The sequence below is a fragment of the Acrocarpospora catenulata genome (genome assembly GCF_018476525.1).
Classification (GTDB): domain Bacteria; phylum Actinomycetota; class Actinomycetes; order Streptosporangiales; family Streptosporangiaceae; genus Acrocarpospora; species Acrocarpospora catenulata.
Window position 1 is genome coordinate 57,602 of record NZ_JAHCST010000011.1, and the last position, 26,583, is coordinate 84,184.

Here is a 26,583-nt window from a genome sequence, read left to right on the forward strand (position 1 = left end):
CCATGCGCTACCGCCGCCTCGGCACGAACGGCCCCACCGTCTCCGCGCTCGGCCTCGGCTGCATGCCGATGTCGGAGTTCTACTGGTCGGCGGACCCGCGGCGCTTCACGCGGACGGTGCACCGGGCCCTCGACCTGGGCGTCACCCTGCTGGACACCGCCTCGGCGTACGGCGCCAAACGGTACGGCGAGGCCGCGAACGAGCTGGCCGTCGCCCGTGCCCTGGCCGGCCGGAAGCGTACGGAGGTGGTGCTGGCCACCAAGTGCGGCGTGGTCCGCAGAGGCGGGCGGCACGTCGCCGACAACTCCCCCGGCCACATCCGGCGTTCCATGGACGAGTCGCTGAAGCGGCTGAACACCGACTACGTCGACCTGCTCTACCTGCACCGGCGTGACCCCGCGGTCCCGATCGAGGAGACCGTCGGGGTGATGGCGGAACTGGTGGCCGCCGGGAAGGCGCGGCATCTCGGGCTCTCCGAGGTCAACGGGGAGACCCTGCGCCGAGCCTGGGGCGTCCATCCGATCGCGGCGTTACAGAGCGAGTACTCGCTGGTCAGCCGCCACCATGAAGGGGACGCCATCGCCGCCGCGCGGGAACTCGGCGTCGGGGTCGTCGCCTACTCCCCGCTCGGCCGGGCGTTGCTGACCGGCCACCTGCCCGCCCGGCTCCAGCCGCAGGACCTGCGCCGGAGCATGCCCCGGTTCCTCGGCGGCTTCCTGGAGCGCAACCTGCGACTCGTCGAGCGCGTGGCGCCGTACGCGGCCGAGCTCGGGGTCACGACCAGCCAGCTGGCGCTGGCCTGGCTGCTGGCCAAGAGCCCGGACATCGTGCCGATTCCGAGCACCCAGAAGATCAGTCACCTTGAGGAGAATCTGGGCGCGATCGATATCACTCTTACGGACGCGCAGATTCGCACGCTGGAAAGCGTCTTTCAACCTGATGCCGTCGCGGGGGAACGTAACACCAGTGACGCACTGGCTCTCATGAATCTGTGAACGGGCGGATTGAAGCCAGCCCCCGCCCATGCCGGCTTCAATCCGCCTGCTGATCAGCAATTCCCTCGTCAGGGAACCCGGTGCAGCCATAATGCGGTGGTTTCGCCACCCCGCGATAGATTGATTGCAATATTGCACGGAATGACGCCGGCATTAGCGGGGTGGGAGTGACCAGCCGCCGTGCACCGCGACGTAGTCATCGCATTTGGGAAGGTTCATCTCCCGGATGTGGTCGTTGAGTTCGAAGAAGTTGAGCTCCCCGATGCGGGGCAGCAGGCCGATGACGGGTGTGCCGTACTTGCGGAACATGTACTTGTAGTTCTCGGCCGCCTGGTCGTTGTTGCCGTCGAAGCTCTTCGGGTGCGGCACGTGGATGGCGGCGGCCTCGCGGTTGAGGACGAAGCGGGCGCCGTCGCGGTGCAGGCGGTAGCCGAGGTCGAGGTCCTCGCCGCCCCACCGGCGGAACTGCTCGTCGAACATGCCGACCCGGTGCAGTTGCTCGGTGCGGGCCGAGACGTTGCAGGTCCAGTAGTTGAGCCAGGGGGCGGGCAGGTCGGCGAAGTCGTCGCCGTACTTTCCGTAGAAGATCTCGCGGACGTCCAGGTACATGCCGGCGCTCCGGAGTTTGGCGATGGTGCCGTCCGGGTCGGCCACGTCGATGGCCTGGTTGATCAGGATGGCGTCCTCGTTGTCCAGGTTGAAGCAGTAGACGTACCCGCAGACCGCCAGCGGCGCGTCGGCGGCGGCGTGCGAGGCCAGGTGGGCGGTGAGCAGCCGGGAGTGGCCCAGCACGCCGGAGTCCATCAGCACGGTGATCTCGCCCCGCGCCTGGGAGAGGCCGAGGTTGCGGGCCTGGGCGGCCCGGTGGCCGAGGTCCTCCTGGTAGAAGTAGCGCAGGTTGAGCCTGTCCCGGAAGGTGTCCACCATCTCCCGGGTGCCGTCGCTGGAGCCGTCGTCGCCGATCAGCACCTCGAAGCGGTCGGCCGGGAGCTCCTGCCCGGCGAGCGAGTCGAGGGTGTGGCGGAGCAGCTCCTCCCGGTTGTACGTGGGGATCACCACACTGCAGTCAAGACTCATGATCACTCCTTCTCCCGGAACCAGGCGACGGTCGCGGCGATCCCGTCGGGGATGCTGGTGGCAGGGGCCCAGCCGAGCAGGCGGCGGGCCAGGTCGATGACGGGCCGGCGCCGCTCCGGGTCGTCCTGGCCGAGCGGGTGGTAGGTGTGCCGGACGGGACGGCCGGTCTCGGCGGCGACCAGTTCGGCGATGTCGAGCACGGCCATTTCCTGGGTGCTGCCCAGGTTGACCGGCCCGCGCTGGCCGGAGCGCATCAGCGCGATCAACGCCGCCACCATGTCGGCGACGTAGCAGAGGGAGCGGGTCTGCTTCCCGGTGCCGTTGATGGTGAACGGCCGGCCGGCCAGGGCCTGGGCGATGAAGGTGGGCACCACCCTGCCGTCGTCCATGCGCATGCGCGGGCCGAAGGTGTTGAAGATGCGGGCGATCGCCACGTCCACGCCGTGGGTGCGGTGGTAGGCCATGGTGATCGCCTCGGCGTACCGTTTGGCCTCGTCGTAGACGGAGCGGGGGCCGATGGTGCTGACGTTGCCCAGGTACGACTCCGGCTGCGGGTGCTCCAGCGGGTCGCCGTACACCTCGGAGGTGGAGGCGAGCAGGAAGCGCGCGCCCTTGGCCCGGGCCAGGGCGAGCACGTTGTCGGTCCCGGCCGAGCCCGTACGGAGGGTCTCCAGCGGCAGCCGGAAGTAGTCGGCCGGGGAGGCCGGGGAGGCCAGGTGGAACACCCAGTCGACGGGACCGGGGATGTCGAGCGGGTGCACGACGTCGGCCTCGACCAGGTGGAAGCGGGGTTCCGGCAGCAGGGACGCCAGGTTCTCCCGGCGTCCCGTGCAGAAGTTGTCGGCGCAGACCACCGTGTGGCCGAGCCGGAGCAGCCGGTCGCAGAGGTGGGAGCCGATGAATCCGGCGCCCCCGGTGACCAGCACGCGGGGGGAGTTCGAGCGCATGACCAGAGTCCTCCTCAGGACAGGGTGGATCGGCCCGTCGGCGCTCGGGCTGGGATGAGCGGGTACGTCAGCGGCTGCTACGGGCGGCCGTGTACTCGGCGCAGGCGGGCATGCCGCGCAGCGAGATGACGTCGTTCAGGTTGAAGAAGTGCACGTCCGGGATGGAGAGCAGGAGCCGCGTGATGGGGGTGCGGTACTTGGCGGCCATCTTCTTGTAGTTGGCGTCGGCCTCGGCGTTGTTGCCGTCCTCGGTCTTGTCGTGCGGGCAGTGGATGGCCGCGGCGGCCCGGTTGAGCACGAACCGCGCGCCGTCCCGGTGCAGGCGGTAGCCGAGGTCGATGTCCTCGGCGCCCCAGGCGGTGAAGTCCTCGTCGAAGCCGCCCACCCGGCGGAGCTGGTCGGTCCTGGCCGAGACGTTGCAGGTCCAGTAGTTCATCCAGGGCGCGGGCAGGTAGTCGTAGTCGTCGCCGTACTTGGTGTAGAAGTCCTCGCGCATGTCCAGCCAGAGCCGCTTCTCGGCGAGCAGGGCGATGGTGGCGTCGGGGTCGGTGACGTCGATGGTGCGGTTCATCAGGTCGGCGTCGTCGTTGTTGAAGTTGTAGCAGTAGACGTAACCGGTGACCGCCACCGGCCGGTCGGTGTCCCGGTGGCTGTCCAGGTGGGCGGCCAGGCAGCCGGAGTGCGGCAGCACCCCGCAGTCGAAGAGCACGCAGATCTCGGCGCGGGCCTGCCAGATGCCCACGTTCCTGGTCTTGGCCGCCCGGTAGCCCTCCCGCTCCCGGAAGATGTACCGCAGGTTCAGCCGGGATTCGAAGGAACGTGCCACCTCGGCGGTGTGGTCGTCGGAGCCGTCGTCCACGACGATCACTTCGTACTCGTCCAGGGGCAGGGTCTGGCGGGCCAGCGCGCCGAGTGTGTGGCGGAGCAGTTCTGCGCGGTTGTACGTCGGAATGACCACGCTGCAACGGAGCATGATGACCTCGCGCCTCAGAGGTAGGGGGTATCGGGTTCGAGCCCGCACAGCACGCGCCCGTAGAGTTCGAGATTGGTCAGCGGGTGCATCAGCGCGTGCAGGGTGATGGCCCGTACGTCCCGCTCGATGCGCTGGACGGGCACGAAGTCGTACAGGGACGAGCCGCCGCTGGCGCTGTTCACGATGTCCACCGCGGCCTTGGCCAGCTCGCCGACGGTGCCCAGGTCGGCGCGGGCCCTGGCCCGTTCGTCGATCGTCCACTCCTCGCCGCGCTCGGCTTTGCCGTCCACCTGGGCGGCCAGCCGCCCGGCGTGGAAGCCGGCCTGGTCGATCTTCATGGTGGCGGCGGCGACCTGGAGGTGGGTGACGGGGGCCTCGCTCTGGTTGGCGTAGCCGGTGTAGGTGATCGGGCGGCCGGGCACCCGCCGCAGGAAGCCGTTCATCGCGGCCCGGGCCAGGCCGAGCAGCGGGCCGACCGACGAGGCCGCCGCGGTCGGCAGCAGCGGCGCGCCGGGCTCCCGCCCGCGCAGCACCTCGGCCAGCGGGAGCGCCCGTACGGCGGGCACGTGCACGCCGTACGCGAAGGTGGTGACGCTGCCGGAGCCCTTCAGGCCGCTGGTGTACCAGTCGTCCATGATCTCCAGCTCGGCCATCGGCACCAGGGCCATGATCGGCCCGGTCTCGGTCCCGGCCACGATCACCTGCCACTGGCTGTGGTGGGCGCCGCTCATGAAGGCCCACTGGCCGGTCACCGTGTACCCGCCGCCGGTCGGTACGGCTGTCGCGCTCGGGCTGAGCGTGGCGCAGATCCGCACGTCCGGGGTGGCGAAGACCTCGTCCTGGACCTCCTCAGGGAACTGCCGGGTCAGCCACGCCCCGATCGACCAGACCGCGGCGGTCCAGGCCGCCGACCCGTCCGCTTCGGCCAGTGTGGCGCAGACCTCGACAAGGGTGCGGGTGTCGCAGTCGTGACCGCCGTACCGGGCGGGGACGCGGAGCCGGAACACCCCGGCCTCGGCCATCACCTCGATCGAGAGCGGGTGGAGCCGCCGGTGCCCCTCCGACCAGTACGCGTTGCCGCCCAGCAGCGGAACAATTGCGGACACTCTCCGAAATATTTCAGCAGAATCGATACTCCGAACCGTTTCCATGGCTCTCCTCGCTTGCCAGTACATGCACCGTAGGCCGGTACGGCGAGGGATCGCATCTCCTGAATTGCCTCGAAAGTTTCAGGTGAGTGGTGCCGCTCCGGGGATTCGAACCCCGACGTCCCGTGTCCTGAGCACGGTGCCTCCTGCCGTTGGGCTAGAGCGGCCAGTGGTACGTACGTCCGGCGGGATTCGAACCCGCATCCTCCGGCACCTCGGGCCGGCGCCTCTGCCGTTGGGCTACGGACGTCAGAAATCGGTGGCTGCCAGAGCACGACTCGAACGCGCACTTTCCCGGTTCAAAGCCGGGCGTCCTGCCAATTAGACGATCTGGCATCGTGCGCCGTGGAATTCAAAAGAGAAAGGCCGCCGGTTTCCCTGGCGGCCGCACGATTCCCCGGAATTTCACCCGAGTCTGCGGCCGATCCACAGCGCGAGGCCACCGAGCAGCAGCTCACGGCGCATCCGCCGACCGCGTTGCCGTTCCTTGCTCGCCTGGTGGTTCATGGCTCGTCCTCTGTGGTTTCCGTTCTCCGGTTGTTCAGAACCGTAGTGCCCGGGGTCGGCGGCGGGCCACTCATTTACGCGACGCCAATGGAGTCGGAGGGCTCGGAAGGGACCACCAAGGGCCTGGCGGCAACCGTGTGGGGGCAGCCGGGGTTTGGGACAACCAGATACGCCCATAGGGGATATTTCGGCTAGTCACTATTTTGTCATGCTAAATGTCGAAATGCGGGGTTCCCAAACGACGGGAAATGCGTCATCGTTGCTTCTGGTTCGGGGGGAATCTGGATCTTGAGGGGCTGGACGGTGAGCTCGCTGATTGTCGTGCCCGTGCATTTAGATGCGCTTTGTCTGGAACGGTCCACTGATGTCAGTGGCCCCACGGCCGACTTCACCCGGCTGCCGTACGCGGCGGAGGGCGGCGACCAGCACGCGGACCAGCCGTACCTGAGTGACATCGTGGTTCCCGAGCCGTTCGAGGACCAGGATTTCCGGCTCAAGGCGGGCGTTCACCTGCACTGGGCGCTACCGGATGGGCTGACCCGGATGGTGCAGCAGGACGACGGGCAGACCTCGATTCCCGCGGTGCCCGACCGGTGGCTGGTGACGCGGAGCCGGGACGGGGTGGTCGAGGCGCAGTGGGTGGTGGAGAGCGACGTGTTCTCCCAGGAGAACGTGGGCGCGATCGCCTATCCGCTGTCGGACGGCCCGGAGACGTACCGCCGACTCGGGCGGCAGGTGCCGCTCAATGTCTGGAGCCCGACCACCGACCCCGCCCAGCGTCTGCCGCTGCTCACCGCGGTCGGTTACGGCGAGCCCGCGTTCGCCGCCTACTACCCGAACTGTCACAGCGTTTTCGGTCTGCACGACCCTGCCTACCCGGGCGTTCCCCCGGCGGGGCTCAGCTATGACGTGGTCGGCTGGTACCAGGACCTGTCCAGCGACCCGCTGACCAGGCTCCAGCCGGACCCGGACCAGACCCTGACCGAAAAGCTCGAAGAGCAGTTCGATTGGAACGTGACAGAAGATGGCCCTTTCGAGCGGATCGTCTGCGTTGCCCGGCTCACCTTCCAGCCCGCCGAGGACACCACCAGCCCGCTCCTGTCCGACGACACCGGCGTCTGGGTCGGCAACACCGCCACCGAGGCCCTCGCCGCCCACCTGGGCGCGGTCCTCCCCGCCACCACCCCGGCCGAGGCCGAGCACCTGCTGGAGGCGCTCTCCTTCGCCGAGGAGCTGGAATCCCAGCAGCTGGACCTGGGGCTCACCCTCGCCGAGAACCGGCACGCCGCGACCTTCCGCAGCCTGCCCGGCGGCACGCTCTGGACCATCGTCCGCGAGGACGAACCGGGCGACAGCAGCGCCGAGGAACGGCAGGCCCGCGAGAACCTGACCCTGCCCCCGGACGCCTGCGACCTCCTCGACGAGCTCAACCGCCTCCAGTCCGCCTACGACAACGAGGCCGCACGGCTGACCGGCCTGCGCGAGCGGCTCTTCGCCGACTGGCACAAGTACCTGCTCTGCGCCTACCCGTACGACACCACCCGGGACGGCTACCCCGACCCCGACCTGGTCAAGTTCTTCATCGAACGCCAGCTGCGGATCCTCCAGCGCCGCTCGTACGCCAACGGCGAGCGCAGCGAGATCATCTCGATGAGGCGCAGCCGGCTGGAGTGGGTGCTCCGGCAGGTCGACACCGAGACCGCGCGGGCGAGCTTCGTGGTCAAACCGGTGGCCGCGCCGCAGTACTACCTGCCCAACGAGCCCGTCGTGCTGTTCACCGGCGACGCCGCCACCCCCACCGACCGGCACGGCCAGGACGGCGCCCAGTCCCCGGACGGCCTGCTGCGCTGCCACGCCGTCACCGACCCCGGACCGGCCTGGGACGCGGGGACGGCGGGCGACCTGCGCGATGCCGTGCTCCCGCTGGCCGAGGCCCAGGTCTGGCGGCACGCGCCCTGGCACCCGGTGCTGCTCCACTGGCAGGTCGAGTTCTTCCCGTCCGGCCAGGGCGGCAACCTGTCGCCGAACGACCGCACGTACGACGAGGACTACGTCACCCGCACCTACGAGCTGGCCTCCGGCGAGGTGGAGCTGACGGTCATCCCCGGCCAGGACGCCAACGACAAGGCCGCCAACGTCTACAGCGGGGTCACCCTGCTCTCCCCCGCCGCCCGCCCGGTGCTCTCCGCCCGGGTGCTCAGGTACCTGGAGGGCGCCCTGCTCCCCCGGTACGGCGAGAACATGGACGACCCGGAGAAGGTGTTCCAGCGGTACCTGGACCAGCCCGCCCCTGAGCAGCGCCTGGTCACGCTGATCGAGGCGTACCGGCATCTGGCCGCCAACGAGGGCGGCAACCTGGCCGGTGTGCTCGGCGGGTTCAACGACGCCCTGCTGATGCGGAAGCTGGTCCGCCAGCTGCCGGTGGACGACCCGCTGGGCTTCCGGCGCTACCAGGACTTCGCCGGCGAGGTGAAGTGGGCGATCGGCAACGAGACCACGCACGCGCCGCAGCCGCTGAGCGACTTCGCCCCGATCCGGGCGGGCGCGATGCGGGTGCTCGCCCTGCGGCTGGTGGACAACTTCGGGGTCGGCCACGACGTGGACGTGCGCCTGCCCGGCACCACCACCGAGCTGACGGTGCCCGACCATCCCGGCTGGGTGGCGATGCCGCCCCGGCTGGCCCAGCCGACCCGCATCTCGGCCCGCTGGCTGGACGCCCGCTACGACCGCAGGGAGAGCAACAGCACCCCCGAGTCGACACCGGTCTGCGGCTGGCTGCTGCCGGACAACCTGGACGACGGGGTGGCCGTGTTCGCCGCGGACGGGCGGATGATGGGCGCGCTCTACGCCGTACCCGACCTGGGGGATCCGACGCTGGCGCAGTGGCGCGGCCTGCCCGGGGCGGGCTGGGTCGGGACCGGGGAGATCCCCGACGAGCACCTGCGCGCGGTGGTGGCCAGGCTCCGCACGGCCGGTCCCGACCGGCTGGGCGAGTTCGTGGCGGCGCTGAGCGACGCGCTGGACGCGATCGAGCCCGAGGAGCAGGCGCAGCACCGGGCCCGCGCGATCCTCACCGGCCGCCCGCTGGCCGTGGTCCGGGCCGCGATCAACCTGGAGTTGCAGGGTGTGCCGGCCGTGCACCAGGACTGGAACGTGTTCCGCCAGGACCTGGCCAGGACCAGCCGGGAGAGCAACGACTTCCCGCTGGTACGGTTCCCGGTCCGGATCGGCTCCCACCACCATCTGGACGACGGCGTGGTCGGCTACTGGGTGGAGGGCGAATCCCCCCAGAAGTTCCACAGCATCCTGGACGCCGAGCCGATCCTCCAGGCCATCGACGAGGCGCCGCACGTGCTCACCCTGCTGCTGGACCCGCGCGGCAAGGTCCACGTGACCAGCGGCGTGCTGCCGTGCAAGACCCTGGACCTGCCGGCCCAGTACCACGCCGAGTCGGTGTCCGCGCTGGAGTCCGACTTCTTCACCGCCCCCGTGCTGGCCGCGCAGGGCGACTTCGGCCTGCCGCTGCCGGATGAGCCCGGTTTCGCCTGGTCCTGGCGGGAGCGGACGGGCGCGGACTGGGCCCAGCTGGACACCGCGCCCACCGCACTCGACGCGCAGTTCCCGCCCGAACTGTCCCTCCGCGAGGGCTGGCTGGCCCTCCGTCCTTACGCCCCTCCTGCAAGGAATGCCTGATGTCACCGCAGATATCGCTTAGTTTCTCGGTCCCGGAGACCAACCTCATCCTGGAAGCGCTGGGCAACCTGCCGTACGTGCGGGTGTGCGACCTGATCACGCGGATCCACCAGCAGGCGGAACCCCAACTGGCGGCCGAGACGGCGCTGCCGCGGCCGGCCCTCGTGGACGGGGTGGGCGCGTGACTCTGGTCCTGCACTGGCATCTGGACGCGGTCACCGACTCCAGCCGCGCGATCGACGACTCGGGCAACCTGCTCAACGGGCAGGTGGTGGGCGACCCGAAGAACGTGCCCGACCCCCGGTTCGGCAGTTGCCTGGCCTTCGACGGCGTCGGGGACGCGGTGATCATCCAGGGCGCCCGCGAGCTGGAGCTGACCTCGTACACGGTGGAGTTCTGGGTAAGGCCGGCGGACCAGCGGAACACCCGGTTGATCACCGGCGCGTTCGGCAACGTCGGGATCACCAACGAGGGCATCCTGGCGCACCGTTTCGGCGGGACCGACCAGTTCGCCCACCGCCTGGCCCTGGACAGCTGGCAGCACGTCGCGGTGTGCAACGACGGCGAGACCGCCCGGGTCTACTACGACGGCTCGCCGGTCGCCGAAGGGCCGGGCCTGCGGACCGACCTGATCAAGGACGTCGAGCTGGCGGTGGGCCGCGAGGGCGGGAGCGAGGGCTACTTCGAAGGGCGGCTCGCCCACCTGCGGATCTACGACGGCGCTCTGTCGGAGGCCGAGATCCGCCGGGACATGGCCGAGGACGAGGCGGCGCTGGCCGCGTTCGTCCGTAGCCACCCGCTGGACTTCCTCCTCTCCGACGAGCACCAGCAGCCGGTGCTCCGGATCGAGGACGACCAGGACGGTCAGGAGATGACGCTCCGGCTGACCAACGGCTCCCGGCAGGACCTGCTGATGGCCCCGGGCGAGCGGGACCAGGACTACCAGCTGGCTCTGCGCTTCCGCCCCGGCACCCTGGCCGACCTGCCGGAACCGGGGATCGCCGCGGACGGCTGGACGCTGCGCCGGACCTCCGACGCCTCCGGCACGACGCTCTACCTGCGCTCGGCGGGCCCGTTCACCCTCTCCACCGGGGCCGACCTGATCCTGCCGCTGACCGGTCTCAAGGCGGACGGCACCGGCGGCACCCGGGGGACCCGGGTCGAGCTGCAGTACCGGCTGCTCAGATACGCCGGGGAGTCGGACGAGCTGTCGGGCTCGCGCATGCAGTTCCTGGAGGTGGTGAACGCCCGGGGCAGCAAGGACGCGCCGATCACCGCCGGTTTCGTGGGCGGCAACGCCGTCCTCAACGATAACGTCACACCGAACACCCTCCGGATCCGCCTCTCCAACCTCTCCCGCGACCGCTCAATCCCACTAAATCCGGATTCGGCGTTCACGGTGACGTTCGACGTCCAGGAGCAGCACGAGACCCAGCTCGGCGCCCTCACGGAAGCGGGCAAGGGCACCCAGGTCCATCTGACCGCCACCGGCGCCCCCGGCATGGACTCCGGCTGGCACGTCGCCGACCAGCACCTCGGCCAGGAGCCGGTCTGGACGGTACGACCCCAGCAGGCCACCGCCATCGCCCCCGACGGCTGGATCGACCTGACCCTCACCCCGGTGGTGGCCCTGTCCGCCCTCGGCCACGCCGACATCGTCATCGGCTACCAGAACATCCCCGGGTACGCCGACGGCTACCTCAAGGTCACCGCGGAACGCTCCCCCCTGATCCCCGCCGGATCCAACGTCGGCATCGGCACCACGGCCCCCGAGGCCAAGCTCCACATCATGCACGTCCCGCAGGACATGAACGGCAACGCCCTGATCATCGGGCCGACCGGCGGCGCCAACCTGCGCATGGGCTACCACCAGAACTACAGCTGGATCCAGTCCCACGGCGTCCGCCCACTGTCCATCAACCCGATCGTCAACAACGTCGGCATCGGCACCACCGCCCCAGAAGGCCGCCTCCAGATCCTGCACGGCCCGCAGGACCCCAACGGCAACGCCCTCATCATCGGCCCGACCGGCGGCGCCAACCTGCGTATCGGTTACCACCAGAACTACAGCTGGATCCAGTCCCACGGACTCCGCCCGCTGCTGATCAACGCCGTCGGCAACAACGTCGGCCTCGGCACCGCCAACACCACGGCCAAGCTCACCATCGGCGCCGACAACACCCACCTCCAGCTCCGCCGCGAGGCGTCCGCCGGGGGCGGCAACCTGGTCTTCCTGGAGATCTACCAGGCCCAGCAGTCCACCCAGGTCAACCCGAGCCTGCGCTTCACCAGCGGGACCGCCTCGCACCGCATCGAGGCCCGCCCCGACGGCCTCCACCTCAAGGTCGGCGACCCGGCCCAGGACACCTACACCAAGCTCACCGCCGGCGACACCACCGTGGGCTCGCTGACCGCCACCACCGTCACCGTCGGCGGTACCACCCTCAACGCCACCGACTTCGCCAACCTCCGCCGCCTGCTGGACCACCCGAGCTCGGGCGGACTGTTCGGGTTCCTCTTCCCCTGATCGCCGGGAGACGCGCATGCCACAGACCAAGCGCAAGGCCAAGGAGCAGGACGACGTCGAGCTGGCCCACCGCAACAAGATCGCGAAGCAGAAGGCCTTCGGCAAGGAACTGCTGAAGGTGCTCGAGAAGCGGGATGAGTGGCTCGGCAAGCACAAACGCTCGGACGGCAATCGGGGCGACGGCACGTTCTACATCCATTACGTCTCGGTGGGCCAGGGTGACTGCACGCTCATGACCACCCCCGACGGCCGGGTCATCCTGGTGGACTGCGGTTCCAGCGAGCATCCCGCCACCGGCGACTTCTACGAGCGGCTGAAGCAGAAGCTGCTCCAGAAGGTGTTCCTCAAGCACGACCGGGTCATCGACGTGATCGTGCTCACCCACCCCGACAAGGACCACCACAACGCGTTGAAAAAGGCGCTGATCCAGGCCGGGGTCACCACCATCCACGCCGTCTACTGCTCGGGCTCGATCGGGGACTACAAGCACACGGCCTGGCACCTGTACAAGACGATCCCCGACTTCCGGATCGTGCGGGACGTCGTCATGAACGACGATCCCGACCGGAGCGACGACGGCTCGACCACGCTCAAGCCGGCCAGCAACAGCAAAAAGGAGTTCTCCCACACCCGCCCGCCCGACTCCGAGAACGGTTACGACGTGAACGTCATCACCGACGTGGGCATCCGCATCGTGGCCGAGGACAATTGCGACATCACCATCATCGCGGCGGGCGTCGAGGACAAGTACGACGAAGAGGACGAGGGCACCGACATCAACCGCGCCAGCATCGTCCTGCACGTGAAAGCGTTCGAGGAGAACCTGCTCCTGATGGGCGACGGCACGGCGGGCACCGAGCGGTTCCTCATGGCGACCCAGGAGGAACTGCTCGGCAATACGTCGTCGATCCGGATAGGCCACCACGGCAGCACGGTCACCTCCTCGCTCCAGGAGTTCGTGGAGATGGTCAGGGCCCAGATCGCCGTCGTCAGCGCCGACGCCGCGGCCTCGCCGAGCAACTGGCGGCACCCCCACTGGGAGGCGCTCGACCGCTACGTGGCGGTGATGGACAGGGACGTCGAAGAACTCGACACGCCGAACACGGTCAACGCCTACAACTACGAAGACGACGACGGATACAAGCCGAAGAACATCAAGTACGACCTGGACGCCACCGAGGACACCAAGGACCTGGCCCACTTCTATGAGGCGACATGACCCCTGACGACATCCGGGTCACCGGCGGCCTGCTCGACCTCGACGTGACCGGCCTGGTCGACCCCGCCTTCTTCCCCACCGGCAGGCTCACCCTGACCGGGGCCGTACGCACGGAGGCCGCCGGCACGGTCACCGTCACCGGCACGGGGTCGGGCCTGCCGTACCCGGGCATGGCCGTGACCGCCGTCTTCGAGCCGGACGGCGACGACCTGACCGCCACGGTGACCGCGCGGGCCGCCGCCGACTGGACCATGGGCACCGCCTTCCCCGACCTCGGGGAAGGCCTGATGGCCCGGCTGACCTTCACCTCGGCCACGCTCACGCTGACCTCCGGCGCGGAGCGCATGGGCGTGGAGGGCGTGCTCGACCAGGACCGCCCGCCCCTCTTCGACCTGCTGGTGCCGGTGGCGGAACACCGGCTGCGCGGCAGCGTCGGCATGGTGTCCGGCCTGCCCGACACCGACCTGGACACCTCCACCGTGCCGGACGTCATCCTGTACGGCCCGTCGGGCGCGAGCCTGAACATGGGCCTGTTCACCATGTCCGAGCTGCGCTACGAGATCTACGGCGAACCCCAGTTCAGCTACGACATCCTCGACTGGGAGGTCCTCTCCCACGTCGAGTTCACCGGCGCGATCCAGGTGGGCGGGCGGCGGGTGCTGATCAGCGCCGAGGTGCGCGGCAGGGAGGCCGTGCAGTTCAGCGCCGACTTCAGCGACCTCGGGCCGCTCGGCGTGGACACCGTCGCCGCCCTCGCCAACCTGGAGTCCCTGCCGACCGCCCTCGGGCCCCAGGTCAGCCTGCCGGTCCTGCTGAACGATGTGACGTTCACGGTGGACTCCAGCGGGCGGGTCCCGAACATCAGCCTCACCCTCGCCGCCGCCGAGACCTGGACGGTCGGCGGGGTCACCTTCAGCGACATCCAGCTGACCTTCGCCGTCAGCGGGCCCATGTCCGAGGAACCCGAAGTGACCGGCATGGTCTACGGCGAGGTGACCCTGGGCGAGGCGGGGCGGCTGGAGGCGTTCGGCATCTTCGGCGACGAGACGAGGCTGGCGATCGGCCTGCCGGACCCGAACGGCGGGAACTGGGACGAGGACGCGGAGCTTCCGGTGCTCCGGCTGGACGAGCTGTACACGTTCGTCACCGGCGACTCCGCCCGCCACCTGCCGGTCATGGAGGTCACCCAGCTCCATCTGGAACTCACGCTGCCGCGCAGGTTCAGCGGCGTCGTCGAGGTGAACGGCGACTGGACGCTCATCGAGCACGTCGAGCTGCGCACCGTCCACTTCCAGCTGGACCAAGATGACTCGGGCACCACCTTCGTAGGCCGGGGACACTTCGTGATCGGCGGCGTACCCGTCATCGTCGAAGTGGACCACTTCCCCGACCCGACCCCGCATTGGCGGCTGTCAGGCGCGACCCGTACGGACGCCAGAATCCCGATCGGCCGTCTCTTCGACGACCTCACCACCCGGTACGGCGGCTTCGCCCTGCCCGAGCCGCTGGCCGGTCTGGTCCTCAGCAAGCTCAGCGCGGAGGCCACCACCGGCGACGACGGAGGGCTCCGCCTGGCCGGGCGCGCCACGTTCCCCGTGGACGGCCGCCCGGTGGTCTTCGATCTCCGCATGGACACGGTGGCCCGGCTGCTGACCACCGCCCTGGAGGTGACGCTCGGCGACGACGCGAAGCTCTCCTTCGGCCTGGGCTTCCGGGGCGCGCTCATGGTGGGCTACTACGCCCACACCCCTGGCGGCACGCTCCCCACCGTCAAGGAGCTGGTGGCCGCGATCTCGCCGCAGGCCGGCGCGTACGTGCCGGACGGCCTGGTCGTGGACCTGCGGGACGCGTACTTCGCCGAGCAGGAGGGACGGCGGCTGGTCGGAGCCGACCTGACCGCGACCATCGACCTGTCGAAGCTGCCGCTGGCCGGCCCGATGCTGCCGCCCGGTCCCGTGGGGTTCGCGCCACTGCGGATGATCTCGGTGTCGGGAGCCCTGGACGCGGCGGCCGTCAACGGGCTGCTGCCGTCGGCCGTCCCTCCCCTGCCGGGCGAACTCCCGGCGGGCGGTTTCGTCATTGACGGGAAGCTGCTGCTCGGGCCGTTGGAGGAGAGCCTTCGGCTGCCGGTGGACGCCCCTCCCCCGGCCGGCTCCCCTGCCTCTCCGGCGCCGTCGGAGAACGTGCTCTGGTACAAGGTGCAGCGGGGGTTCGGGCCCGTGCACATCGCGCGGATCGGGCTGGCCTACCGGGAGGGGCGGCTGTTCGTCCTGGTGGACGCGGCGCTGACGGTGGCCGGGCTGACGCTGTCGCTCAACGGGCTGGCGGCGGGCCTCTCGTTGTCGGACCCGTTGAGCACGCCGACCTTCGATCTGGCGGGGCTGGGGATCTCCTACACCGGGGGTCCGCTGGAGGTCACCGGGGCGTTCCTGCACGGAACGCTGGAAGTGGACGGAGTCGAGCGGGACTCCTTCAACGGGCTGGCCACCCTCAAGACGGCAGACCTGTCGATCGCGGCGCTGGGCTCGTACGTGCAGCTGCCGAGCGGGCCGTCGCTGTTCGTGTACGCGTTCGTGGACTACCCGCTGGGCGGGCCCTCCTTCTTCTATGTACGAGGACTGGCCGCCGGTTTCGGATACAACCGCAGGGTCGAGTTGCCCCCGGTAGAGCAGGTGGCTGGATTCCCGCTGGTAGCCGAGGCCACGGGGCGGATGGAGCGCACCGACCTGGCCGGGGAAGTGGCCCGGCTCTCCGATGCCCTGACGGTCTCCGAAGGCGACTACTTCCTGGCCGTCGGCGTGCACTTCACCACGTACGAGATGATCGACTCGTTCCTGCTGCTGAGCGCCGTCTTCGGGCACCGGTTCGCGCTCCAGCTGGTCGGTCTGTCGACGCTGACGCTACCTGCGGAGTCCTCGGGGAAGACGCCGATCGCCCAGGTGCAGATCGCGCTGCGGGCCACCCTCGTGCCGGAGGACGGGTACTTCTCGCTGGTCGCGCGGCTGACGCCGGGATCGTTCGTGCTCTCCCGGGACTGTGTGCTGACCGGCGGTTTCGCGTTCGCGTCCTGGTTCGGAGAGCAGCATTCGGGCGACTTCGTACTGACCGCAGGCGGCTACCACCCCCGCTTCCCGGTCCCGGCGCACTACCCGCAAGTACCCCGGCTGGCCTTCAACTGGAAGGTCGACCGGTCACTGACGTTGAAGGGGACCGCGTACTACGCGCTGACCCCGTCGGCGTTGATGGCGGGGGGCTCCCTCAACGCGACCTGGCACGACGGGTCACTCAAGGCGTGGTTCGACGCCTCGATGGACTTCCTCATCGGATGGCATCCCTACCACTACGACGCCTCCTTCCACATCAGCGTCGGTGCCTCCTACACTTTCCACTTCTTCGGCACCCACACCATCACCGCCCACGTCGGCGCGGACGTGCAACTGTGGGGACCGGAGTTCAGCGGCAGGGCGCACATCGACCTCAGCGTGGTGTCCTTCACCATCTCCTTCGGCGCACGGGCACAACAGAAGCCGACCGTGTCATGGTCGGAGGTGCGGAACGCGCTGCTGCCGTCCGACCTGGTCACCGTCGTGCTGGGCGGGGGCGCGCTGCGGCCGGGCGAGGGCGAGGACCTGGGCCTGGTGGATCCGGGACGGCTGACGCTCACCACCGACTCGGTGATCCCGTCCACCCGGGCGCTGGCGGGCACGAACGAGCAACAGGGCACCGCGTTCGGGGTCGCCCCAACCGGAGACACCTCGGTGACCGCCACCCACCGCGTGACGATCACCCGCGACGGCGAGCCCGCCGAGCACCTGTTCACCTTCGAACCGGTACGGAAGGACCTCCCGTTCGCCCTCTGGGGCACCTCGGCGACTCTGTCCCTGAACCACCCCCAGCTGGTCAGCGACCTGCTCACCGGCTACACGATCACCCCACTCCCACCGATCGAACCGGGTCAACCGGCCACCATCGACGTGGCCGACCTGCAGGCCACCCCGCTGGTGCCGCCGCAGGAAGCCATCTGGTGGACCGAACCCGACCCGTTCATCCCCGCCGACGGCGACCCCGCCGACCTGATCACCACCAGCCTGACCGCCTCCGACGTGGCGGAGACCAGGGCGGCCCTGCTCGACGCGGTCCTGCCGGGAACCACCGTCGACCTGGCCGGATTCACCGTGAACGAATTCTTCGAACTGCCAGAGGTGGCATATGCCTGACCAGATCTCCTTCCTGGACTTCCGGCAACCCGCCCTGCCGGCCGGGGACTACGCGATCTCGGCCACCACCGAGATCGAGCTGGATCCGGAGGTGTTCACGGCCTCCCGTACCTTCACGGTCGGGTCGGACCGGCACCGGCTGGCGCCCGAGGACATCCGCGCGGTCTTCCCCCCGCCCGGCAGCCTCGGCGACCACGCCGCCGTGCTGCCGCACCTGGTGCTCAGCCGCGCCACCCTGCCGTGGGAGCGGGGGGAGCTCCCCTGGCTGGCGCTGCTCCTGTTCACCCCGGAGGACCGGCCGGAGCCCCGGACCACCACGGCGGGCGCGCTGGGCGTGCCGCTGGAGGGCCACGAGTCCCCGGACGACCAGGTGACCGTCATCGACGTGCCCCGCGCGCTGCTGCCCGACCAGGCGGACCTGCCCTACCTCGCCCACGTACGGCAGGGCGAGGAGGAGAACGCGGTGCTGATCTGCGAGCGGTTGCCCGCGCCCGGCGCCACCAGCACGGTGCACCTGGTCTCGCTGGAAGGCGCGTACGACAAACCCGAGGGCCTGATCACCCTGGTCACCCTGCACAGCTGGCGGTTCGCCTGTCTCGACCCCGGCCAGACCTTCTCCTACCTGGTCCGCGACCTGGCCAGGGGCGGGCAGACCTTCCGCCTTCCCGACACCGGGGAACCCCGCGCGGACGCGTTCCTGGCCCAGGGATTCGTCCCGTTCCCGCACCGGCTCCGGCAGGGCGGCGACACGGTCTCCTGGTACCGGGGTCCGTTCCTGACCGGCCCGGCGGGCGAGAGCCCGGAACTGCCCCCCGTCCGTACGTCCGACGGGTTGCTCAGGTTCCATCCCGGGGTGGGCATGCTGGAGACCGGGTACGCGGCGGCCTGGCAGCTCGGGCGGCTGCTCGCGCTGGCCGCGCCGGACTTCGCCACCGCGCTGTTCGACTGGAAGCGGGCCAGGGCCAAGCGGCGGCTGCGGGCGGAACGGGAGCCCGCCGAGGGGTATCCGCTGGCGGTGGCGGAGATCGACGTGACCCCGCCGGAGCCGGTGGTGAGCTGGCTGACCGGGCTGTCCCGGCTGCACGGGGTGCCGTTCTGCTACCTGGTGCCCGACGAGCGGCTGCTGCCGGTGGAGACGATCCGGTTCCTCCGGCTGGACCAGCGGTGGGTGCACTGCCTGGTGGACGGCGCGTACAGCATCGGGCGGCTCACCCCCGCCGACGCCCTGCTGGACCGCGAATCCCCGGTCCCGGTGGACTCGCCGCCGCTGAGCGGCGCGCTGATCCGCTCCGACGTGATTACCGGGTATCCCGGCCTGCTCATCGACGCGTACGCGGACCAGGACGGCACCCGCCCGCTCCCGTTGGTCCGCCGCGAAATCATTTCCGGAAATATCCTGCTCTGTCTGTTTGAAGGGGAGCTCCAGCGCCTGGACCTGCACCAGCGGCCGGAGACCCTGCACTTCGCCGTGGAACTCCCCGAAGCCGTGGGACCCCCCGAACCTGGGGAACTTCCCGAAACCGAAGGTGGTGAGGGGACCTTCACCAAGGCCCTCCGCGACCGGGACGACCCCCTCACCGGCACACTCGCCCCATTCCGCAAGATCCCGATCGCCGACCTGGCCGCCCAGATGGCCATCGCACAGGGCCTGCCCGAGATCGGCTCGGGAGCTTTCGCCCTGCGGATGATGGAGAGCGCGGAACGGGTCACCTTCCTGACCCCGTTATTTCCTGAGGCCGGCGACTGACTAGCCGACCACCGCCACCCGGACCACGGGCTCGTTGACGATGAACGCGCCCGAGTTGCCGGCCCGGTAGGTGGCGCGGACGGTGTAGGTGCCGTTGGGGACGTTGCCGATGGCGAACGCGTTGGGGACCTGGTTGACGACGCAGTTGCCGCCGGCGTTCGTGGTGACCGCGCCGCTGTTCGCGCCGAACATGCCGGTCACGGCGGTGAAGGTGATCGGCGTGCCGGGCTTGATGCCGTTCCCGCCGACCTGGAAGAAGCTGCCGCGGAAGGCGAAGATCGTGGGCACGCCGTACCGCTTGTCGTTCTCGAAGCCGGACATGTAGTTGAAGCCGTCGGCCGGGTAGATGAAGTAGGCGTGGCCCAGGGTGGCGCAGACTGCCGCGCTCGCGGGGGTGGCGGACAGGGCGGTGCCGGACGCGGTGGCCAGGGCCAGGGCGAGCAGGGCGATGCGGGTACGCATGAAAGGCTCCTTCGCAGATGTCGTTTCCGAACGGACACCGCGAAGGTAGGCCGCGTAAGTGTTCACTTTCATGGCCGCCTCAGGGCCGATCCTCACCCGTTTCCGGCCCGCTCTTCAAGCGGTTCCTGCGCGATCTCGTGACCCCGGAGGGGCAGGTGACAGGCGTCGCAGCTGAGCCTGGTGTGATAGTTCCGCCCGCAGGCCCGGTGCGTGTAGACCAGGGCAGGACCTTCGGGGGCGCGGAACCAGCGCTGCCCCCAGTCGATCGCCGTGATCACGACGGGGAAGAACGCGCGGCCCTTCTCGGTGAGGCGGTAACTCGGCCAGGCCGCCCGTTCCTCGCCGGGGGTCTGGGTGAAGACGCCCAGCTCGCAGAAGGCCCGGAGTCGCTCGGCCACGATGGCGGGCGGCGCGCCGAGCCGCTGCTCGAAGTCCCGGAACCGGTGCAGGCCCTGGAAGGCCGCGCCCAGGATCGCCGCCGACCAGCGGTTCCCGATCAGGGTCATGGTCTGCGGGAACAGTCCCGCGCCCCCGAGCGTGACGCCGCTGCGCCGCCGGGTGGTGGCGACCGGGACCGACCGTGCCCAGCTGCCGCTCGGGCCGAATCCCCCGGCCAGGTCCCTGGACCGCACCGGCTCGCCGCAGGCCGCGCAGCCGAGCACCGGCCGGAACCGCTGCCCGCACGGCTGGTGCACCATGACCGGGAGCGACTCCACGTGCTCGGGCACCCAGTCCAGCTCCCAGGCCCAGATGGTGAGCAGCACCGGCCAGAGCTCCCGCCCGCGCCGGGTCAGCCGGTACTCCAGGCGGCCGGTGTGCGTGCCGTACTCGGCCTTCTCGAAGACCGCCAGGTCGGTGAGGGCGGTCAGGCGGCGGGTGAGCACCGCGTGGGAGATGGGCAGCGCCGCCCGCCACTCGCCGTAGCGGCGCACGCCGAGCATCGCGTACCGGAGGATGAGCAGGTTCCACTCGTCGCCGATCAGGCCGAGGGTGACGCCGACCGCGTTGGGTCCGCCCGGCGGGAGCGGGGTCGGGTGCTCGGGCACGCGGGGCCGGACCCGGGTGTTCACTCCACCCCGATGACGAAGCTCACGGTGGTCGTGGTGCTGCCGCCGATGTTCAGCGTGCCGAACCGGCGGGCGCCCCCGACCTGGTAGTCCCCCGCCCGGCCGGTCACCTGGCGGGCGGCGTCCAGCACCATGCGCACGCCGGTGGCGCCGACCGGATGCCCGCCGCCGATCAGCCCGCCGCTCGGGTTGACGGGGATGCGCCCGCCGCGCTCCAGGTCGCCGTTCTCCACGGCCTTCCAGCTCTCGCCGGGTCCGGTGATGCCGAAATGGTCGATCGCCGCGTACTCCGACATGGTGAAACAGTCGTGGGTCTCGATGCCGTCCAGCCCGTCCACGTCGGCGATCCCGGCGCGGGCGAAGGCGTCCAGCACGGTGTTGCGCACGTGGGGCAGCACGTAGGGCTGCCCGGCGCTGCGGGCCAGCTTCCGGTCCAGCGGCAGGCCGACCGTGCGGTGACCCCAGCCGAGCACCCGGGCCGCACCCGCCAGGTCCGGGCGGCGGGCCAGGAAGCGTTCCCCGGCCAGCACCACCCCGGCCCCGCCGTCGGTGATCTGGCTGCAGTCGGTACGGCGCAGCCGCCCCTCCACGATCGGGTTGGCCTCGTCGTCGGCGGCGAAGCTGCGATCGGTGAAGGTCCAGGCCCGCGTCTGCGCGTTCGGGTTGGCCCTGGCGTTGCGGAAGTTCAGCTCGGCGACGGCCCGCAGGTGCGCCTCGTCGAGCCCGTACCGCCGGTCGTACTCGTCGGCCAGCGCACTGAACATATATGGCCACATGAACCGGGCGTCCTGCCCCTCGTGGCCGGTCCAGGCGGCGGCGCCCATGTGCCGGGCCGCCTCGTCACCGGAGACCGTGCGCTCCAACTCCAGGCCGAGGACCAGGGCGGTCTCGTACCTCCCTGACTGGATGTCGGCCATGGCGGCAAGCAGGGCGACCCCGCCGGAGGCGCAGGCGGCCTCGTGCCGGGCGGCCGGGACCTCCCAGAACTCGGGGAGCACGGTGGCGGGCATGCCGCCCAGCTGGCCCTGGCGGGTGAACAGCTGGCCGAAGGCGTTGCCGACGTGGATCACCCCGATGTCGGCGGCCGCCACCCGGGCGTCGGCGAGCGTGCCGGTAGTGACCTCTTCGGTCAGCTCGGCGAAGCCCTGTCCCGCGCGGCTCCAGTTACGGGCGAAGTCGGTCTGGTACCCGCCCAGAACCCAGACGGTCTCCGGCATGGCCACCTCCCTGTTGCTACATTTAAAAGAGTAATACAGCGGCGGCCGAGAGGTTGATCACGTGTCCGAGGTGTACCTGCTGGAGTACGTACGCACCCCTCGCGCCAAGGGCTCCGCCCGCGGTTCCCTGCACCACCGCGGTCCCGTCGACCTGGTGGCCGACCTCCAGCGCGCGATCGTGGACCGCACCGGCCTCGACCCGGCCGCCGTGGGCGACGTCGTGATCGGCTGCGCCTCCCAGGTGGACGAACAGGGCGCCAACCTGGCCCGCACCGCGACCCTGCTGGCCGGCTGGGGGAACGGGGTCCCGGGCGTCACGGTCAACCGGTTCTGCGCCTCCGGCATCGACGCGGTCGCCCAGGCCGCGGCCCGGATCACCTCCGGCGAGCTGGATCTGGCCGTGGCCGGAGGTGTGGAAAGCGTCTCCCGGGTGCCCATGTTCAGCGACCGGGGGCCGCTCTGGAGCGACCCGGAGACGGTCAAGCGGATCGGGTCCGTTCACATGGGGATAGCCGCCGACCTGAACGCCACCATCGACGGGTGGACGCGCCAGGAGCTTGACGCGTACGCGGTGGAGACCCACACCAAGGCGGCCGCGGCCTGGGATCGCGGCGACTACGCCCGGTCCGTGGTGCCCGTGCGCCGCGCCGACGGCTCGCTTTTCGACCGGGACGAGCTGATCCGGCCCGGCACCACCGCCGAGGGCCTGGCCGCGCTCGTCCCCGCCTTCGCCGAACTCGGCGCCGCCGGGCAGGACGACCTGGTGGCCGCCGCCCACCCCGAGGTCGGCCCGATCGGTCACCTCCACACCGTGGGCAGCTCGCCCGCCCTCGCCGACGGGGCCGCCCTGCTCCTGCTCGGCACCCGCGAGCGGGCCGAACAGCTCGGCCTGCGTCCCAGGGCCAGGATCGTCGGCGCCGCCACCGCCGCCGTGGACCCGGTGATCATGCTCACCGCCGGTCAGGAGGCGATCGAGAAGGTCCTCGCCAGAGCGGGGCGCACCCCCGCCGACATCGACGTCTACGAGTTCGCCGAGGCGTTCGCCGCGCTCTGCCTGCGGCTGCGCCGCGACCTCGGCCCGGGCCCCGACCGGCTCAACCCGGGCGGCGGCACCATCGCCATGGGCCACGCCTTCGGCGCCACCGGCGCCATCATGGTCGGCGGCTGCGCCGACGCCCTGGACCGCCTCGGCGGCCGGTACGGCGTGGCCGCGGTCAGCGGGGCGGCCGGTCTCGGCAGCGCGGTGCTGATCGAGCGCGTGGACGCCTGATCGCAGGCGTTCAGGGCTTACGCGCGATGCCGCCGTACTGGTAGACCTCGCGGTCGGCGTACAGGGTGTCGGGGCCGGGGTGCCACTTGGGGAGGGAGACGACGCCCGGCGGCAGCAGTTCCAGGCCGTCGAAGAAGGCGGTCACCTCGGGGACGGAACGCAGGTGGATCGGGGTGGCGCCGGCGCTGTTCCAGAGGGCCGCGGCCTCGTCCATGCTGGGGCTGGTGACGCTGGAGGCGATGGCCAGGTAGCTGCCGGGGGCGAGGCCGTCGACCAGGGCGCGGACGGCGTCGCGGGCCAGAGTGTCGTCGGGGATGAACTCCAGTACGCCGAGGATCATCAGGGCGACGGGGCGGTAGAAGTTGAGGGTCTCGGAGGCCGCCTGGAGGATGACGTCGGGGGATCGGAGGTCGGCGTCGACGTAGTCGGTGGTGCCCTCGGGGGTGCCCTTGAGCAGCATGCGGGCGTGGACCAGCACGATCGGGTCCCTGTCCACGTACACGATCCTGGCTTTGGGGTTGACGGACTGGGCCACCTGGTGGACGTTCTCGGCGGTCGGGATGCCTGTGCCGATGTCCAGGAACTGGTCGACCCCGCACTCCCCGGCGAGGTAGCGCACCGCGCGCCCGATGAACTGCCGCTCCGCCCTGGCGATCGTGGGCAGATCCGGCATCACCTCGATGATGGCCTCGCCGACCTCCCGGTCGGCCGGGAAGTTGTCCGTTCCGCCCAGCCAGTAGTCCCAGACCCGGGCGGGATGGGGCACCGAAGTGTCCAATCGCCGCTCTGCCGCGGTCGGGGGATCCTCACCCATGTCCTGCCCTCCTCAATCTGCGCTTTAAGCACATACTCCGCCCGGAAGGGACGAGGGGCAACCAGATGCCTTTGCTTTTGGTACTTAATTCAACTAGCCGCGTGAAGCCGGAGCGGGGCGCTGGTGTTCAGGAACTCCTCCAGCACCAGCGTGGCCGCCCCGAGCGCGACCGCGTCAGGGCCCAGCTCCCCCAGCACGATCGAGGTCGCGTTGTACGGCTGCGCCAGCGAGTGGGCGCAGGCCGCCTCCCGGATGCCCGGCAGGAGATCCCGCCCGATCATCAACCCCGCCCAGCCGCCGATCAGGATGCGCTCGGGATTGAGCAGGTTGATCAGGTTGGCCAGCCCCATGCCCAGGTAGGCCACCGTCTCCTCGATCACCGGTGACCGCGACTCCAGCACCCGGCCCAGCGCGGCCTGCCAGTCGGTGGTCCCGGTCGGCACCCCGGCCCGCTCCAGGATGCCCTCGGCCCCGATGTACGCCTCCAGGCACCCCCGCCCGCCGCACCGGCACTGCCGCCCGTCCAGGGCGATCTTGGTGTGCCCCCACTCCCCCGCGCTGTTGCTGGCCCCGCGCATCACCACCCCGCCGGCCACCACGGTCGCCCCCACGCCGGAGCCGATCAGCACGATCACCGCGTGCTCGGCCCCGCGCCCGGCGCCGAACCAGAGCTCGGCCTGGCCCATGGTCTTGGCCCCGTTGTCGATGAAGACCGGCAGCGAGGTGCCCGCCCGCATCATGGCGCCGAGTGGCACGCCGTCCCAGCCGAAGGTCTTGGCGTGGATCAGCGTGTCGGGGCCGCGCTCCACGATGCCCGGCACGCCGATGCCCACCCCGAGCACCTGCTCGGCGGGCACCCGCCCGTCGGCGAGCACCACGTCGATGCCGGCCAGGATGCGCCGGGCGACCAGTTCGATCTCGTGGTGCGAGGGCCGCAGGCTGTAGTCCACCCGGGCCTTCTCGTTCATCTCCAGGTCGAACAGCTCCACCCGGACGTGCGTCTCGGCCACGTCCACGCCGATCACGTGGCCGTACCCGGGGTTGACCCGGAGCAGCACCCGGGGCCGGCCGCCGTCGGAGTCCACCTGGCCGGCCTCGACGATGATGTTGTCGGCCAGCAGGTCGCCGGTCATCGTGCTGATCGTGGCGGCACTGAGGCCGGTGAGCCCGGTGAGCTCGTGACGGCTGGCCGGTCCGTCGAAGTAGAGCGTCCGCAGCAGCATGCCGCGGTTCCCCTTCCGGACGTCCCGGACCGTCTTGCGCTCAGGCCTCGCCATGGCCCGCCTCCCCAACGTGTCGAGACGTTAGTTCAACTTGTGAACCTATAGTTGCGACGCTCTCACCTCGGGCGCAACCACCGCGGAGGTGACCGACCAGGCTTGCCGCCGGTGCGTTACCAAAGCGTTTCCGGCAAGGGACTCATCTTTTTTTGCATCTTACATTATCGTCTGTGCCACCCCCGATGAAGGAGATGGAAATGATCAGGAGAGTCACAGGGGCCGCCGCGGTCGCGGCGCTGCTCGCCGGACTCACCGCTTGCGGCGGCTCCGAGGAGGCCGCAGGGTCCACGACCCTGACCTACTGGATGTTCCAGGACCGGACTCCGCAGGCGGCCGAGGTCGTCGAGAAGATCCGCACCGACTTCGAGAAGGCCAACCCCGGGGTTACCGTCAAGATCGTCAAGATCCCGAAAGACGACTACAACACCAAGCTCGGCAGCGCGGTCGCCGCCGGGACCGTCCCCGACGTCGGCATCCTCGACCAGCCGTTGGTCGCCCGGTACGCGCTGGACAAGACCATCGTGGAGATGCCGGCCGGCACCGTGAACGAGGCCGACTACTTCGAAGGGGCCCTCAACACCAACCGCGTCGACGGCAAGCTGTACGGCCTGCCCGTCGACCACACCGCCGTCGCGCTCTTCTACAACAAGAAGCTGGTCCCCACGCCGCCCAAGACCTGGGACGAGCTCAAGCAGATCAGCGATTCCATCCACAAGGCCGACCCGAAGATCGCCGGCATCGTGGTGCCCAAGGGCGACGGCTACGGGGCCTGGATGTTCCCCGGCGTGGTGCACGGCGCCGGCGGCGAGATGGTGGACGAGCAGAACAAGAAGATCCTGTTCGACCAGGCTCCGGCGGTGGAGGCCCTCCAGCTCTGGGTGGACCTGCTGCCCTCCTCGCCGCGTGAGATCACCGACTCCGACATGGCCTTCGCCAACGGCCTGGCCGGCATGATGATCTCCGGCCCGTGGGACGTGGCCACCATCAAGGACCAGTTCCCCGAGCTCGACTTCAACGTCGCGCCGCTGCCGTACAAGACTCAGCCGGCCGGGAACATCGGCGGCGAGAACGCGGTGGTCTTCGCCAAGGGCAAGAACGCCGACCTGGCCTGGAAGTGGCTGAAGTTCCTCACCAACTCCGACAACAACACCCAGCTGGCGCAGGCGCTCGGCGGCTTCCCCATCAACAAGGCCGCGGCCGAGCGGGACGCGGCGAGCTTCGGCGAGCAGCAGCAGGGTTTCCTGGAGCAGCTCAAGGTGGCGCACGCCCGACCGGCGCTGCCCGACTGGATCAAGATCAACGACGAGTACATCGCCCCGGCCATCGAGGCGGCGCTGAGCGGCAAGATGACCTCCCAGCAGGCCCTCACCGAGGCGGCGGACAAGACCCGCGCCCTGCTCGGCTGGAACAGCTAACTCGGCGG

18 protein-coding genes and 3 tRNA genes are annotated in these 26,583 nt (G+C 70.1%); 9 read left to right on the forward strand and 12 right to left on the reverse strand.

All coding sequences use genetic code 11. The features are described 5' to 3' along the window. Positions 1–2 precede the first annotated feature (2 nt). Positions 3–995: an aldo/keto reductase gene (locus KIP79_RS13675; RefSeq protein ID WP_214105150.1), complete on the forward strand. Its 993-nt coding sequence runs from the start codon at positions 3–5 to the stop codon at positions 993–995. Positions 996–1,148: 153 nt separating this feature from the next. On the opposite strand, the gene KIP79_RS13680 is transcribed toward KIP79_RS13675, so the two are convergent. The 7 genes from KIP79_RS13680 to KIP79_RS13710 form a co-directional block, all read right to left on the reverse strand. Next, positions 1,149–2,072, reverse strand: a complete 924-nt coding sequence (locus KIP79_RS13680; RefSeq protein ID WP_214105151.1) for a glycosyltransferase — start codon at positions 2,070–2,072, stop codon at positions 1,149–1,151. A 2-nt stretch (positions 2,073–2,074) separates the two neighbouring features. Next, positions 2,075–3,019: a UDP-glucuronic acid decarboxylase family protein gene (locus KIP79_RS13685; protein ID WP_214105152.1), complete on the reverse strand. Its 945-nt coding sequence runs from the start codon at positions 3,017–3,019 to the stop codon at positions 2,075–2,077. Positions 3,020–3,086: 67 nt separating this feature from the next. Further along, a complete protein-coding gene (locus KIP79_RS13690) occupies positions 3,087–3,977 on the reverse strand; it encodes a glycosyltransferase (protein ID WP_214105153.1) in 891 nt (296 codons plus the stop codon). Positions 3,978–4,006: 29 nt separating this feature from the next. Next, positions 4,007–5,098 (reverse strand): acyl-CoA dehydrogenase family protein, encoded by a 1,092-nt coding sequence (locus tag KIP79_RS13695; RefSeq protein WP_308169712.1) that lies wholly within the window; start codon positions 5,096–5,098, stop codon positions 4,007–4,009. A gap of 132 nt (positions 5,099–5,230) precedes the next feature. Then, positions 5,231–5,307 (reverse strand) — tRNA-Leu (locus tag KIP79_RS13700). 10 nt (positions 5,308–5,317) lie between these two features. Then, a tRNA-Leu gene (locus KIP79_RS13705) sits at positions 5,318–5,390 on the reverse strand. A 10-nt stretch (positions 5,391–5,400) separates the two neighbouring features. After that, positions 5,401–5,476, reverse strand: a tRNA-Gln gene (locus KIP79_RS13710). Positions 5,477–5,950: 474 nt separating this feature from the next. On the opposite strand from KIP79_RS13710, the gene KIP79_RS13715 reads away from it, so the two are divergent. Genes KIP79_RS13715 through KIP79_RS13740 form a run of 6 tightly spaced genes read left to right on the forward strand, consistent with a single transcriptional unit; the run spans position 5,951 to position 19,050 of the window. After that, entirely contained in the window at positions 5,951–9,340 is a 3,390-nt protein-coding gene (locus KIP79_RS13715; RefSeq protein WP_214105155.1) for a hypothetical protein, read from the forward strand. Further along, positions 9,340–9,525, forward strand: a complete 186-nt coding sequence (locus KIP79_RS13720) for a hypothetical protein (RefSeq protein WP_214105156.1) — start codon at positions 9,340–9,342, stop codon at positions 9,523–9,525. The genes KIP79_RS13715 and KIP79_RS13720 overlap by 1 nt, the downstream gene beginning before the upstream one ends. Continuing rightward, complete coding sequence (locus tag KIP79_RS13725; RefSeq protein ID WP_214105157.1) at positions 9,522–11,867, forward strand: LamG domain-containing protein; 2,346 nt, start codon at positions 9,522–9,524, stop codon at positions 11,865–11,867. The genes KIP79_RS13720 and KIP79_RS13725 overlap by 4 nt, the downstream gene beginning before the upstream one ends. Before the next feature lie 16 nt (positions 11,868–11,883). Then, entirely contained in the window at positions 11,884–13,086 is a 1,203-nt protein-coding gene (locus KIP79_RS13730) for a ComEC/Rec2 family competence protein (protein ID WP_214105158.1), read from the forward strand. Then, entirely contained in the window at positions 13,083–17,303 is a 4,221-nt protein-coding gene (locus KIP79_RS13735; protein ID WP_214105159.1) for a DUF6603 domain-containing protein, read from the forward strand. Before KIP79_RS13730 ends, KIP79_RS13735 begins: the two co-directional genes overlap by 4 nt. Continuing rightward, complete coding sequence (locus KIP79_RS13740; protein WP_214105160.1) at positions 17,296–19,050, forward strand: hypothetical protein; 1,755 nt, start codon at positions 17,296–17,298, stop codon at positions 19,048–19,050. The genes KIP79_RS13735 and KIP79_RS13740 overlap by 8 nt, the downstream gene beginning before the upstream one ends. On the opposite strand, the gene KIP79_RS48965 is transcribed toward KIP79_RS13740, so the two are convergent. The 3 genes from KIP79_RS48965 to KIP79_RS13755 all read right to left on the reverse strand — a co-directional run bounded on the left by KIP79_RS48965 (position 19,051) and on the right by KIP79_RS13755 (position 21,796). After that, positions 19,051–19,512, reverse strand: a complete 462-nt coding sequence (locus KIP79_RS48965) for a hypothetical protein (RefSeq protein WP_214105161.1) — start codon at positions 19,510–19,512, stop codon at positions 19,051–19,053. Between the two features lie 92 nt (positions 19,513–19,604). Continuing rightward, positions 19,605–20,582, reverse strand: coding sequence for a winged helix-turn-helix transcriptional regulator (locus tag KIP79_RS13750; RefSeq protein ID WP_308169713.1), 978 nt, complete (start codon positions 20,580–20,582; stop codon positions 19,605–19,607). Beyond that, positions 20,579–21,796: an acetyl-CoA acetyltransferase gene (locus KIP79_RS13755; RefSeq protein WP_214105162.1), complete on the reverse strand. Its 1,218-nt coding sequence runs from the start codon at positions 21,794–21,796 to the stop codon at positions 20,579–20,581. The genes KIP79_RS13750 and KIP79_RS13755 overlap by 4 nt, the downstream gene beginning before the upstream one ends. 61 nt (positions 21,797–21,857) lie before the next feature. On the opposite strand from KIP79_RS13755, the gene KIP79_RS13760 reads away from it, so the two are divergent. Beyond that, positions 21,858–23,066, forward strand: a complete 1,209-nt coding sequence (locus tag KIP79_RS13760; protein WP_214105163.1) for an acetyl-CoA C-acyltransferase — start codon at positions 21,858–21,860, stop codon at positions 23,064–23,066. 10 nt (positions 23,067–23,076) lie between these two features. Here KIP79_RS13760 and KIP79_RS13765 read toward each other — a convergent pair whose 3' ends face one another. Both KIP79_RS13765 and KIP79_RS13770 read right to left on the reverse strand, forming a co-directional pair. Beyond that, positions 23,077–23,880 (reverse strand): SAM-dependent methyltransferase, encoded by an 804-nt coding sequence (locus KIP79_RS13765; protein WP_214105164.1) that lies wholly within the window; start codon positions 23,878–23,880, stop codon positions 23,077–23,079. A gap of 89 nt (positions 23,881–23,969) precedes the next feature. Continuing rightward, on the reverse strand, positions 23,970–25,157 hold the full coding sequence (locus KIP79_RS13770) for an ROK family protein (RefSeq protein ID WP_214105165.1): 1,188 nt from the start codon (positions 25,155–25,157) through the stop codon (positions 23,970–23,972). 200 nt (positions 25,158–25,357) lie between these two features. Between KIP79_RS13770 and KIP79_RS13775 the strand changes: the two genes are divergently transcribed. After that, complete coding sequence (locus KIP79_RS13775; RefSeq protein WP_214105166.1) at positions 25,358–26,575, forward strand: ABC transporter substrate-binding protein; 1,218 nt, start codon at positions 25,358–25,360, stop codon at positions 26,573–26,575. The last annotated feature ends 8 nt before the right edge of the window (positions 26,576–26,583 follow it).